Source organism: Pseudomonas sp. G3-19 (genome assembly GCF_054855875.1).
Genome location: NZ_JBMPIQ010000003.1, coordinates 832,666 through 845,597, shown reverse-complemented (window position 1 = coordinate 845,597; position 12,932 = coordinate 832,666). Strand labels below are relative to the sequence as shown.

General features: G+C 54.9%; 12 protein-coding genes and 3 pseudogenes. 9 read left to right on the top strand and 6 right to left on the bottom strand.

Annotated features, from left to right (window positions below):
* Positions 1-12 precede the first annotated feature (12 nt).
* From ACOYXI_RS03790 to ACOYXI_RS03775, 4 genes are all read left to right on the top strand, one after another.
* The gene (locus tag ACOYXI_RS03790; RefSeq protein WP_134786198.1) at positions 13-786 is read left to right on the top strand and encodes a carboxymuconolactone decarboxylase family protein; all 774 of its coding nucleotides are present in this window, start codon (positions 13-15) and stop codon (positions 784-786) included.
* A gap of 121 nt (positions 787-907) precedes the next feature.
* Entirely contained in the window at positions 908-1,852 is a 945-nt protein-coding gene (locus ACOYXI_RS03785; RefSeq protein WP_171061861.1) for an alpha/beta hydrolase, read from the top strand.
* A 47-nt stretch (positions 1,853-1,899) separates the two neighbouring features.
* Positions 1,900-2,952: an alpha/beta hydrolase gene (locus tag ACOYXI_RS03780; RefSeq protein ID WP_461674338.1), complete on the top strand. Its 1,053-nt coding sequence runs from the start codon at positions 1,900-1,902 to the stop codon at positions 2,950-2,952.
* Between the two features lie 81 nt (positions 2,953-3,033).
* Entirely contained in the window at positions 3,034-3,927 is an 894-nt protein-coding gene (locus tag ACOYXI_RS03775) for a LysR family transcriptional regulator (RefSeq protein WP_134786195.1), read from the top strand.
* Between the two features lie 1,295 nt (positions 3,928-5,222).
* Here the strand turns inward: ACOYXI_RS03775 and ACOYXI_RS03770 are convergent.
* A complete protein-coding gene (locus ACOYXI_RS03770) occupies positions 5,223-5,516 on the bottom strand; it encodes a hypothetical protein (protein WP_139054490.1) in 294 nt (97 codons plus the stop codon).
* A gap of 87 nt (positions 5,517-5,603) precedes the next feature.
* Between ACOYXI_RS03770 and ACOYXI_RS03765 the strand changes: the two are divergent.
* The 4 genes and pseudogenes from ACOYXI_RS03765 to ACOYXI_RS03750 form a co-directional block, all read left to right on the top strand.
* A pseudogene (locus tag ACOYXI_RS03765) lies at positions 5,604-6,024 on the top strand (glycoside hydrolase family 19 protein).
* Positions 6,006-6,230 (top strand): hypothetical protein, encoded by a 225-nt coding sequence (locus ACOYXI_RS03760; RefSeq protein WP_205884897.1) that lies wholly within the window; start codon positions 6,006-6,008, stop codon positions 6,228-6,230. The pseudogene ACOYXI_RS03765 and the gene ACOYXI_RS03760 overlap by 19 nt, the downstream one beginning before the upstream one ends.
* Before the next feature lie 1,301 nt (positions 6,231-7,531).
* Positions 7,532-8,272, top strand: coding sequence for a hypothetical protein (locus ACOYXI_RS03755; protein WP_461674337.1), 741 nt, complete (start codon positions 7,532-7,534; stop codon positions 8,270-8,272).
* 321 nt (positions 8,273-8,593) lie between these two features.
* Positions 8,594-8,756, top strand: a pseudogene (locus ACOYXI_RS03750) (LysR family transcriptional regulator); the annotation flags it as partial.
* 1 nt (position 8,757) lies between these two features.
* Here the strand turns inward: ACOYXI_RS03750 and ACOYXI_RS03745 are convergent.
* Positions 8,758-8,997 carry a hypothetical protein gene (locus tag ACOYXI_RS03745; protein ID WP_098963785.1) on the bottom strand — a complete coding sequence of 80 codons (240 nt, stop codon included), beginning with the start codon at positions 8,995-8,997 and terminating at the stop codon, positions 8,758-8,760.
* Positions 8,998-9,080: 83 nt separating this feature from the next.
* The gene (locus ACOYXI_RS03740) at positions 9,081-9,284 is read right to left on the bottom strand and encodes a hypothetical protein (protein ID WP_208101696.1); all 204 of its coding nucleotides are present in this window, start codon (positions 9,282-9,284) and stop codon (positions 9,081-9,083) included.
* A gap of 244 nt (positions 9,285-9,528) precedes the next feature.
* Between ACOYXI_RS03740 and ACOYXI_RS03735 the strand changes: the two genes are divergently transcribed.
* Positions 9,529-10,068, top strand: a complete 540-nt coding sequence (locus ACOYXI_RS03735; protein WP_095135414.1) for a GAF domain-containing protein — start codon at positions 9,529-9,531, stop codon at positions 10,066-10,068.
* Between the two features lie 67 nt (positions 10,069-10,135).
* On the opposite strand, the gene ACOYXI_RS03730 is transcribed toward ACOYXI_RS03735, so the two are convergent.
* The 3 genes and pseudogenes from ACOYXI_RS03730 to ACOYXI_RS03720 all read right to left on the bottom strand — a co-directional run.
* The gene (locus ACOYXI_RS03730; protein ID WP_461674336.1) at positions 10,136-12,262 is read right to left on the bottom strand and encodes a TonB-dependent siderophore receptor; all 2,127 of its coding nucleotides are present in this window, start codon (positions 12,260-12,262) and stop codon (positions 10,136-10,138) included.
* Positions 12,263-12,424: 162 nt separating this feature from the next.
* Complete coding sequence (locus tag ACOYXI_RS03725; RefSeq protein WP_098968507.1) at positions 12,425-12,646, bottom strand: hypothetical protein; 222 nt, start codon at positions 12,644-12,646, stop codon at positions 12,425-12,427.
* A 119-nt stretch (positions 12,647-12,765) separates the two neighbouring features.
* A pseudogene (locus ACOYXI_RS03720) lies at positions 12,766-12,852 on the bottom strand (oxidoreductase); the annotation flags it as partial.
* Between the last annotated feature and the right edge of the window lie 80 nt (positions 12,853-12,932).

The window sequence follows — 12,932 nt, the reverse complement described above, 5'->3', positions numbered from 1 at the left end:
GAGCCCTTCACGATGATCACTGACACCCGCAACAGCACTGCACTCCCTACACTCATGGCGCTCTGCCTTGGCGTCGGGGCGATGTTCAGCGTCACCACTCAAGCAGCCGAGGCTTCGCCCACCATGACCAGCACACCCGCCAGCGCAGCCAGCTTGTCGAGCCAGCAACAAGCCATTCCACTGATCGCGGCGTTCATGGCGACCAGCGACATGCCCAACCTCAACACGGCGCTCAACCAAGGGCTTGATGCCGGCCTGACCATTAGCGAAACCCGCGAAGTTCTCGTGCAGCTCTACGCCTACGTCGGCTTCCCGCGCAGCCTCAACGCCTTGAATGAATTGATGACCGTGGTGCAGGCGCGCAAACAACGCGGCCTTGACGATGCGCCGGGGCGTGAGCCGAACCGGGCGATTCCGGTCGGGGATGAGCTATTGGCAGCGGGTATGGCGAATCAAACGAAAATCTCCGGCGCCCCGGTCAAAGGCCCGGTGTTCGAGTTCGCTCCGGTGATCAACCGGTTCCTGCAAACCCATCTGTTCGGCGACATTTTCGAGCGCGACAACCTCGACTGGCAAAGCCGCGAACTGGCGACAGTCGGGGCGCTGGCAGCGACCCCGGGCGTGGAATCGCAACTGCGTTCGCACATGGCGGCGAGCCTGCGCGTCGGGCTGAGTGCGGCACAGTTGCGCCAGGTCACCGAGCTGCTTGAAAAGCATGGCGATACACAGACTGCCAAGCGGGCAAGCGCAGCGCTGACCCTAGCGCTCGCACCAGCGGGGAAATGACATGAAATCTGCAAAGCATTTACTGAGCGTCACGCTGCTGAGCCTGTTGGCGGCCTGCGCGAACCACTCCGAAGGCCCGCTGCTGATCCAGAAACAAGGCAGCTTCGCCGCCGGCGGAACGATGATCACGGCACCGGGCACCTTCAACCCGCGCCAACCGATGACACCCAACGGCCAGACCTACCACGGGGACCACGCCTACGCCTTCTATCAAATCCCGGCGGACGCGCGAAAGCTGCCCATCGTCATGTGGCACGGCGCGGGTCAGTTTTCCAAGACCTGGGAAACCACCGCCGATGGTCGCGAGGGTTTTCAGAACATCTTTCTGCGCCGCCACTACGGCGTCTATCTGATCGATCAGCCCCGGCGTGGTGATGCCGGGCGCAGCATGGTCGAGACCACCATAAAGCCTGTGCCGGACGAACAACTGTGGTTCAACCAGTTCCGCATCGGGCTTTGGCCCCGCTACTTCAACGGCGTGCAAGTGGCACAGGACGCCCAGACCCGCGAGCAGTTTTTCAGGGCAATGACGCCGAACACCGGGCCGTTTGACATGGGCGTGGTCTCCGATGGTGTGTCGGCGCTGTTCGACAAAATCGGCCCCGGCATCCTGTTTACGCATTCTCAGGGTGGCGGGCCGGGCTGGTTGACGGCGATCAAGAACGACAAGGTCAAAGCCATCGTGGCGTTCGAACCGGGCAGCAGTTTCGTATTTGCTGACGGTGAAGTGCCGGCGCCGATTCCCAGCGCATTCGACACGGTGCAAGGCGCAGCGGTGCCGATGGAGCAATTCATGGCACTGACGCGCATTCCGATCCTGATCCTGTACGGCGACAACATCCCGGAACAGGCAGTCGATCTGCCCGCTCAGGACAGTTGGCGCGCACGCCTGAAAATGGCCCGGTTCTGGCGTGACGCGGTCAATCGCCATGGCGGTGATGTGCGATTGATACACCTGCCGGAGATTGGCATTCACGGCAATACCCATTTCCCCATGTCGGATCTGAACAACGTGCAGATCGCTGACCTGGTCGCGCAGTTCCTCAAAGAAAAACAGCTGGACTGACCCAAATACTTTTGCAACTGCCGCCTTTTTTTGCTCAGGAGCTTCACGTGAAGAACACTCTCAAAGCCACGTTCATGTCGGCATTGGTCGGCCTCTCGGCAGGCGAAGCCTTGGCCGCCGACTACAAGAAGAACCCGTTCACCCTCGCCTACGACGGCGCGATCACCCGCAACGAACCGGGCAAGGTCAACATTCACCCGGTCAGCTATAAGCTCAACGGTCTGGACATCGCCGCCAACGTCTACACTCCTGCCAACTACGACGCGAAGAAGAACTACCCGACCGTGGTGGTTGCGCATCCGAATGGCGGCGTAAAAGAGCAAGTCGCCGGTCTGTATGCCCAGCGCCTCGCCGAACAGGGCTACATCACCATCACGGCCGATGCGGCCTATCAGGGCGCCAGCGGTGGTCAGCCGCGCAGCATCGATAAACCGGCGTATCGCATCGAAGACATTCACGGCATGGCCGATTTCATCAGCCAGTTCGCTGGTGTGGATGACAATCGCCTGGGCCTGCTCGGCATTTGTGGCGGCGGTGGTTATTCGTTGGCGGCGGCGCAAACCGACAAACGCTTCAAATCCCTGGCGACGGTGAGCGTGTTCAACTCGGGTCGAGTACGCCGCAACGGCTACAACGACTCGCAAATGGACAGCATTCAGCAACGTTTGCAACAGGCATCAGTAGCGCGCGCGCAAGAGGCAGCGGGGGGCGCAGTGTTGTATTCGGGGGATGCCAACCTCACCGACGAGCAGATTGCCGAACTGCCTTTCGAACTGTATCGCCAAGGTTATGAGTACTACTGGAAAACCCACGCGCACCCGAACTCGACCTTCAAATACACCACCAGCAGCCTTATTGACCTTATGCGTTTCGACGCCACCGACCATATCGAGTTGATCAATCAACCCTTGCTGATGATCGCCGGCAGCAAGGCCGACAGCCTGTACATGACCCAGGATGCGTTCCCGAAAGCCATCGGCACCACTGACAAGGAAGTGTTCATCCTCGATGGCGCCACACACATCGAAACCTACTGGGTGCCGCGTTATGTCGATGCGGCGATCGGCAAACTGACGGATTTTTACGCACGCACCTTGTGATCAGCGCGCCAAGGGTCGCGCATCCGTGCGCGACCTGCTTCCATGGAATAATCACGCGCTCCTCATGAGAGGTACTCATCAATGTCCCGCCCCAATCTCAACGACCTGCAAGCCTTCGTGGTCATCACCCGCGAAGGCAGTTTTACCCGTGCTGCCGCGCAACTGGGCGTTTCGCAGTCGGCGCTGAGTCACACCATGCGCGCCCTAGAAACTCGGCTGGGCGTGCGCCTGTTGACGCGAACCACACGCAGCGTTTCGCCGACCGAGGCCGGCCAGCGCTTGTATCAGTCGATGGCGCCGCGCTTCGATGAGATCGAACTGGAACTGGCTGCTGTCAGTGAGTTTCGCGACACGCCGGCCGGCAACGTGCGGATCTCGGCGTCCGAACATGCAGCCAACAATATCCTCTGGCCGAAGCTGCTGAAGGTGTTGCCCGACTACCCGGACATCAAGGTCGAAATCACCGTCGACTACGCCCTCTCCGACATCGTCGCGCAGCGTTATGACGCAGGTGTGCGCCTGGGTGAACAGGTGGCCAAGGACATGATCGCCGTGCCGATCGGTCCATCCTTGCGTATTGCAGTTGTCGGCTCGCCTCAGTATTTCCGGCATCGGCCTTACCCGATGGAACCGGGAGATCTGGCGGCACACAACTGCATCAACCTGCGCCTGCCGACTCACGGCAGCCTGATGCAATGGGATTTCGAAAAGGATGGCCACGAACTCAAAGCTCGCGTCGAAGGCCAATGGACATTCAACAGCAGCGTGCCAATTCTGCGTGCGGCCGTGGCGGGATGTGGCTTGGCTTTCCTGCCAGAGGACATGGTGGCGAAGGAGCTTGGCGACGGTAGCCTTGTGCGGGTGTTGGAAGATTGGTGCCAACCCTTTGCCGGCTACCATCTCTACTACCCCAATCGTCGCGAACACTCATCAGCGTTTGGCGTTGTAGTTGAAGCGTTACTCTACAGGGGCTGAGACATCGACCTTCAAGGCGTCTGAATTTTTTCCGCCCCCTCATAACCGTGAATGAGCAGATGATTTTGATCGACTGCTTCGGGCGCGACCGACTGCAATGGGTGGTTTACTGCTCATTATGAATGGCAGCTATTGGCCGAAAGTCGCCGTTCGTGAGCGGCAGCTATCGGCCAGAAGCGGTCATTTCAAGACTCAAGCAGCATGCCTATATGTGAAAACAAGGCTCATTACATCTACATACATTTCGATCACTCGCCCTTGGTTGCGAGTGATACTGCCTTCTCAGGTCGAAACGCTAGTCAGAGTAGACAACTTACGCACCTCGACGTCACCACTACAAAACCACCCCCTGCATCCCCTGTGCGGGATGCTTTAGCACCAGCAGGTTCGTTGGCGATATTTCGAATAGTCGAAACAATATCTGTTAGTCCTGAAAGCACTTTGGACCGAATCTAACCAGTACGCCCCTAATTATGGCCAGCAGACTTCGACCAATTATGAAATTTAGGTAGTTAACGAGGCTTGCCAAAAGCTGGAAATTAGTTGTGTCTAAGTTTTGGTTGGTTGTTTTTTGATCGAAAGGATAATTTTTAGTGGCTGGTCGATGGTTTTGAAATTCATATAATAGCGAAATATTATAAAGAATGGCGCCAGCATAGTTCCTTGTCGTCTATATTGTGAGCGTAGGATTACGTGAGTAGCGGACATGAAGAATCAACTTGCCAATACTATTTTTTCAATGTTCTTTCTGGCATTCTGCTCGAGTGCTTTTGCTGATTTCCTCGTTAATAAAAATGATCATATTTATCGCATTGGCCCTCCGCTATTTGCATCTTCAGCTAAGAGTAGTTCTGCCAAAAGCTGTGGTTCGTTGTGTTGTCTTAGTAGAGAGAGTTGCGATAGTGGCAGGAGGATTTGCCCAGTTTATAGGGTTCGTCAAGACTCCTGTGAAAAGGGAGAGGAAACTGTGGAGATGAAGTTTTGTAATGGTCCATTTTGACCTTTGACTTGGAGGGGACGTGAATAATAGGCATTTTGAGCTTTTTTATCGTAGCGTAATACGAATATGTATAAAGTGGTGTGCTCAGAAAGAAGTGGATGTAGATGGTAAAGTTAGGTGGATTAACTCGTGCAACCGTTTTTGTTCTGTGCTTCCTGAAGGTGGGCATGTAGGTGCTACATCGCATTCGCACGCAGAGGATTAGAGCTTTGAGCGGCGCTCTGATTTGCAAAATGCAAATGGAGCGCCTTTTTTGCAGAGGGGGTGATCTTGTGAGTCTGTAATTTTGTGCAAATTATCCGTAATTTATATCACCCTGTACGATTTTCTTTGTATCGGATGAAGTGCTACGAAATCCAATGCTGTAATCCCCATAAAGACCTAATGAGGGAAGGTTTATGCCGTGCCAGCCGCCACCTCCTCCATTGACGGATCTCACAAAATTCCCAGCTGAATCCGCAATTATCCATTCCCATTGACCACTTTGGAATTCAACATTTACATCTGTGAGCTTTGGGAAGATTTTCTTGCTAGCAACCCACAGCTCTTTTTTAAATGAGCCAGAGCCGAAGTGATGAGTTTGAGACATATTTATTTCCTCGGTTGATTTCGGTTTATACAACTAAACTAACTGTAGCAGTGAACGCCAGAACGTCAGGCGGCCTTCCTTGCACAGATTGCGCACGAATCCGGTCAGCTACAGTACGTGTGTGAATTGGGGGGACCACTACCTGAGCAAATACGACACCGATGCGCTGTAGGTTCGGTTAGGTAACACACCGCAAACCGAGGCAATGGCCAGCGTTACCGTGGTCGCGGGTTGATCCAATTTACCGGTCGCAGAAACTACCTGCGCTGCAGCTTTGCTGCTGTTCGGCGACGAGCGTCTTTTCCGCACATCGGAGTTGGTCGAGCAACCGCAGTGGGTAGCCGAGTCGGCGGCCAGGCTCTGGTGGATACGTGAACTGAACGCGCTTGCCGATCGGGACGAGCGCGAAAAAATCACCTGTAAGATCAATGGCGGGCTGAATGGATTGGCGAATCGTGCGCACCTATGGGAGCAGGCAAGGGCGGTGTTATGCGTTTCCTTAATCTGATCCCCGCGCCGTATCGTGTGTTGATCGTCGGCAACCTACTGGTTGCCGTCGCGCGTGCTGCCGCCTTGGCTTGGCAGGTCAAAGCTTGGCATTACAGTGAACAACTGGCCGAACAGACTCGGCTGCACACCGACACTCTTCATCAATTTGCTTTGGCCTCGAATGCGCAACAGCGTGCCGAACAGCACCAGCGTCTGTCCCTGTAACAGCGGCTTTCGGTCAGCGAACAATATTATCACCGAGCGCTGAATGATGCCCAACGCGATCAAAGTCGTCTGCGCGACCGTCTTGCCACAGCTAATCTGCGCCTGCCAGTCCTACTCGATGCGATCGACTCAGCCGGCGGCGGCAGCGGCAATGCCAACCACCACCTCACCGGCGGTATAGGGCAGGTGATGCTACATTCGTTCGCTTACTCGCTTTTGGACGCGGACTTCCCAAGCCCTAAGCGACTCATCATCTCCGAATTTGTCGCGGGGAACGTTTCGATGGAATGTAAAGAGTCGTGATGCCTGAAGGCTTTGCAGCAACGATATCCCGTATCGCCACTTTATGTATCACAGGCTCGCAAACAGGACATTGCGCCGCTTGATAAAGAGTGACGTCGTGGTCAGCACCATAGAAACTTTGTAGGTAGTCAACAAACACAGGCATGTTTATACGATCATATCGTCGAAATCGGAACCGCATGTCTCCAATTGCGCCAGGTTGAATAATTATCACAGCGGCGGCGGTATCTGGTGTTCTAGTGCGGGTCAAAAAATCTGTAGCCTCGAATATTTGACAATCGCGTCGTGAGGGATCGAAACCTATGTCCGCAAACATGCAGTCCAGTGAGGAAACCGCAGGAAGCATGTAGGCTTTGATACCGTCGCGCATCGACTCCCGTGGGGGGAGTATTTTTTACGTGAACAACTTTATAAACCCGTTGGTCATAGAGTCGGCGTAAGAACCGACGCTGCTGGCTAACGTGCAGTGCTCGAAAAATAGAACGTGTGGGAGGAATACATCTAACTAGGCTTGGCAAGCCTCAGGTCAACCTAGCCCTAAACCCCATCTTATGGCATCTGCCTTTGAGCAGAAACGCGTTAGCTAGATATCCACTACACTGCGTTCGTTATATTTATTTTAAATAAAGAATTTGCCAGTCATAGTAAATTTACCTAGCTCAGATAGTGAGCCGACTAAAAAACGCAATACTACCACCCCATTTACGATAACTCTAAAACTTATCGCTATATATACAAAGCGTGACCTCCACTCTATTCATATAAAAGAAATTTTCAATGGTATCATTCACAAATTATTTTTAGCTCGTCAATGGACAGATCGCCTATCGAACACTAATGCCCTAAAGCTGCTGTGTCAAAGTGAACTATAAATAACTGAAAGTCGATCAATGCTCAGGAGAATTAATACGCCATTTTTATAAAAGACAAAATCAGCATTTCATAGCTTCGATCACTTACGCTATTTTAGGCTATAAACGCTTTATAGGAGTTTGACAATGATCCTCGTATCCTCCGAAACATCCAAGATCTACAACATGCTCCCCGATGTATTTGACGCAGATCGTATGTTGCACGAGCCTGGTCGAAAAAAATCGGTCGATCAACTTCTTGACATAGTTCGAAAGCACAAAGTTGAATCTTTTGTCGGCCTACGCCTTCTTCACAAGCATAACTTGATTGCTGAGCATGAATTGATGGTCGAAGGTACACTTTCAGATGAGATTGGGTTTGCCCTAATCACGAGGGCTCGATCGATCAGCGAAATAGGTGAAGCAATTCTCCCGAATAGCTGGATACTTACAGATACGGGGTACGTCCCAATGGAGTTTTCTGCGACCCATCTCCTGAATGATCCAACGTTTAATCCCATCAGCCACAATAAATTTTTCGATGAATTGGCTTCAAAGCTTCGTGAACTGGGCCTATCTAACATACTTGGTCCTGCTTTGGCCTCAAGCTCTTTCGTGGAATCCCATCGACCTAGTGATTCCTCAATGATGATCGAACTAAGCGTTTTCGACGATAGAGCAAACGTTCTTCGATTTGTAACCGACCAAGTTTCGGAAGGCGATTTCATTGAAACTTATTGGCTTGCCGGCCCAGAGTCTGACGACATAAATCATCCCAGAGATCCAAAGCCTGACACTGCGCAGCCTCTACGTACATGCAAGCGTATTTGCCCGTCGGTTCAGAATCCACCCGTCCACCAAGGAACCTACCAACATTCATCGTCATAAAAACTTTTCATTACAGCAACGGCCGGCATGGGGCTCTTCATGAGAGCGAGTGTGCGCTGCACGTTGCAGCGACACCGCTTGAGTAACCCACGTGATGGGCACCTGGGTGGTGCGGAGACCTGATCCAGGCCACCCGCCGCCCTGCCGAGGGAGCTATGCAATCCGTGGCGCAGGTCCGCTTCTGGCCGTTTTCTGCCCTCCACGAATGCCACAGATCGGCCATTAGCCGCCACTCACAAGCAAACTCGCTTTTTTGTAGCAATCAAACCAATAGCGATCTCCTTCAACAGCGCGGCCATGGCCTGGGACGCCTTCGCCGCCTGCCTCAGTTATACCCTCCTGTCCACTGGAACCAACTGGCGGTTCAAGGATGCTGATGTCCCGATTTCCGAACGACTGCGTGTCAACTCGCCTGAGTGTATACGTAAGTATCGTCAATGCAGGGTTGGGCATCGCGCAGGGGCCGGGGGCGAGCGAAGAAGAAATCAGTCAGCGCCTGCATCCTTCACGTCGATTTGCGTAATACCCACCAGACTGGCCTGCTCCAGTATCTCTTCAGCAGTCGAGTCAGCTGTTGGCATGATCAGACTGTTCTCAGCATCCCCAAAATGCAGTTCCAGCAGATGCATGGCAGCGTCGTGAACGGAGAGCTTCGACTGCTGCAACGCGAGTTGATGCGTACGGGACTCGCCGTTGAACAGATACTCGATGGTGTAGTTGCGCATTGATAACCTCAAAATCAGAGTGGCAGACAACTACCCTGACTTACCGGTCAATCGTTAGTTCAAGCGGATAAATGTTCTGCAGCTCAACTGCGAGAAAGCGTTTTCAGCCGCTCGACCAAAGCCGCTTCAAAAATGACGTACAGCTTTTCAGCATCGCCGGCACGCAGAACCTCGCTGGTTTCCAGCCCAAGCACGAAGCCATCCGCACGAGCCCCCGCCTTCACGGCGATGATCATCGAGTCTGCCCGGACAATCTGCGCCAGGAGCCGATCAGCTTCACGTTGCATCTTTTCGCTCAACACTACCCCTTCCACTTTCCTCACCTTTCATTCAATGCGACATCCAACATTTATGAGATCAAGGCTACGCCGCCGATAACGGCGCCTCAAGCCGCACGCCAATGACGCTTCGCTATTGCAGCCATCAGGAACCTTTGATGTGAACGAATCCATTTTGTTTAGTATCAAAATGGGCAGTTTCAAAAGCGTTTAGCAGTCGCCAACTTAAAAAATCATGACCGGAGAACAATGCATGCCCCTCAGTGACACCATTGACAGAGCGTTGCTAAGCGCAGAGGAACGTTCCTCTATCGCTGAAATTGAAGCTACAACCAATATTCTGCAGCTTGTTACACGCATGACCGGAACGCGCTTCGCGGCGATCGCAAAATTCACCGACACGGACTGGATCGTCTGTTCCGCCTACGATCCGATCGAACTTGGGATCAACTCCGGCGACACGCTGGAATTGGAGACCACGCTGTGCAGCGAGTTTCGCAGAGACCCTCAGGTGCTTTTCGTGCCGCAGATAAGTCGCGACGGCAGGTTTTCCACACGTCCCGTGGTGAAGCAATATTTGATTGAAAGCTACGCAGGCGCGCCCATTTTCCTTCCTGACGGACAACTTTGGGGCGCGCTGTGTGCGTTGGACTCCAGGGCGGTGATTTTCGATGACCCGGATCTGGCAGACACGTTAGGCCTGTTCGCGAGACTGATCGGCTGTATCTTTTACGCGAATCTGACGGAGGCCGGCAGCGGCTACAGCAAGAACGTTTCAAGCGTTATCGGATAAACAAGAAACAGCCCTGAATATTCAGGGCTGTTTCATTTGTGGCCTGTGAGAATTTTGCTCCACCCTGCTACAAGGTGTAGGAAACGCCGACCTGCACGGTTCGCGGCGCCCCCGGGTAGGCATAGACGTTGCCGAATGCGCCCTCTTCATAATCACGGTCAAAGAGGTTTTTCACGTCGAGATTAAGCCGCACCTTGTCATTGATCTTGTAGAAGCTGAGCAAGTCGACAACGGTATAGCTGCCCATCGAAAACGCGGTGTTGGCGGTTTGGCCGGCGCGCTCGTCGACGTACTTGAGGCCAGTGCCCAGGCCCAGTCCCTTGAAGGTGCCGTCCTGGAACTCATACATGTTCAGCAGGCTGAAGCTGTTCTTCGGGATGTTCATCAGCCGCGTGCCAGAGCGCAGCACATTGTCCTTGGTCACTTCGGCATCGACATAGGCGTAGCCACCCATCACCCGCCATTCGGGCGTCAGGTTGCCGGCCACGTTGACGTCGAATCCACGGCTGCGCACCTCGCCGGCCGCAACGCTGAAGGTCGAGTCAACCGGGTCGGTGGTCAGCACGTTACGTTTTTCGATCTGATAGATCGCCGCGTCGACGCTCAACTGCTGATCCAGCGCTTCCCACTTGAGCCCCATTTCATAGGACTTGCCCTTCTCTGGCTCGAACCCTCCGCCCTGGCGACTGGCGCCGGTGTTCGGCTTGAAAGAGCGCGCCGTGTCGGCATAGATCGCCAATGTCTCGGTCAGGTCATAGGTCACGCCGATGCGCGGAGTCACCGCGTTGTCACTGGCCTGCCAGCTCTTGCCACCGGGCACGTAAGTTTCGTAGTCATGTTCGAAGCGCTCGAAACGCGCCCCGGCCAACACCTTGAGTTTATCGGTCAACGCCACCTGATCCTGCACGAACGCGGCATACGTCTTGAGGTTTTCCTTGTCGTGCGTCGGCGTGCGGGTGAGTGCCGGGCGCGGCTGGCCGTAGACCGGGTCGAAGATGTCGATCGGGTACGCACCGACGGCGCCGCTGGAGCGCTGGATGATCGACTTGTAGTCGTAATCCTCGTACTCGATACCGGTGAGCAACGTGTGCTGCAAACCCGCGGTATCGAAATGCCCGGTCAGATTGAGCTGGGTATCCTTGTCGGTCCACTCCAGCTTGCGATAGTTGAAATTGCGCCCAAGGGTGCGGCCGTCATCGGCAATGCCATTGGCCTCGATTGCGTTGCCCTTGAGCGAACCGTCGAGCCACTGGAAACCGCCGCCCAGGGTCCAGTCGTCATTGAGCATATGCTCGAAACGCATTTGCGCCACGTTGTTGTCGTTATGCAGCTTGCCAGCGTCTTTTTCGCCGAAAAAACTGTCGCGCGAAGCGGTTCCCGTCTGTTTTGCGTAACGGGTAAGGCCGCGATCCAGAGGCGCGTTGTTGCGCATGAAATCGCCTTCGAAAATCAGCTTGGTCGCGTCGCTTGCCTGCCAGGTGAGCACCGGCGCGATGCCGTAGCGCTCTGTTTCGACGTGATCGCGGAAGGTGTCGCCGCCCTCGCCCACGACGTTCAAGCGATAGGCCAGACGCCCTTCTTCGTCGAGCGGGCCGGAAGCGTCCAGCGTGCCGCGTTTCATGCCCTGATCGTTGAGTTGGCTGCCCAGGGTGACGCTGCTTTCAGGCAACGGCTGCTTGGACACCACGTTGAAGGTGCCGCCAGGATCACCTCGACCGTAGAGCATGGTGGCCGGGCCGCGCAGCACTTCGAGGCGTTCGATTGTGTTGGCATCCGGCATGTTCGGATAGCCGCGGTTGATCGGGAAACCGTTGCGATAGAACTCGCCGGTGGTGAAGCCACGCACGGTAAACGTGGTCAGGCCCTGACCACCAAAGTTGTTCGCCCGCCCCACGCCGCCGGCGTAGTCCAGCGCATCCTGCAAACGGGTGGCGCCCAGATCTTCGACCGCATCCTTCGAGACCACACTGATCGATTGCGCAGTTTCGTGGATCGAGGTGTCGGTGCGCGTGGCGCTGGCCGAGCGCGTCGCGCGATAACCCTGCACCGGGCCGTCCGCCCTTTCGTAATTCGCCGTACCGATGACATCGGTTGCGTCCAGCTCCAGCGTTGAGGGAGATGCCCCCGTTTGATCAGCCCATGAGGCAGGCGACAATGCTTGCAGCACACAAATGGAAAGCAGGGTTCGACGCATGGAGAGGGAAACCTTTACGAATAGGCCAATGCAGGGGGTGAATCCGCCAAAAAACTCCCGCGCATGCTATACAAAATTATTCGCAATTAATACAAATTCCCATTAACGGCGTTATCCCTGGTAAGGGAGACACCGTCGCTCTGCACCCTGCCCCGCGAATGTTTATGTTCCGCCCGAAAGCCCCTCGGTGGCCTGGACGAACCTCGCCCCGGCCTTGCGCACCAACTGGCGCCATTCAGTTGCTGTAATCAGCCTTTGCTGTTCCATGCTATCGGCCATTTTCAGCAACTCGTCGTATTGATCCTCGGCGTCCATACGGATCGCTGGCTCTTCCAGTAATTTTCGCCAGGCGGCCAACGCCTGCTCTTTCCCATCGTCGCTCATGGTCATTACCCCGGGTGACTTGTAAGTCGGTAGAGGGCTGCGGTTCTGGAGTGTTCAGCGGCGGCGACTGATGGCGCGACGGATGGTTTTCGTTGCGGCCTCGATAAATGAAGCGGCCAGTCGGACTCGACGACGCCCGGGCACACCACCGTGACGCGGATCTTGTCCGTTTCCTGGCACAAATCATCCGAGATCGCGCGGGCTGCGAGCTCGGCGAAGGGCTGGATGGGGCGAGTGCCTGCCATCGAGTGGGCTACGAAAGCCCGTCGCAATTCAGTCGCCAGTT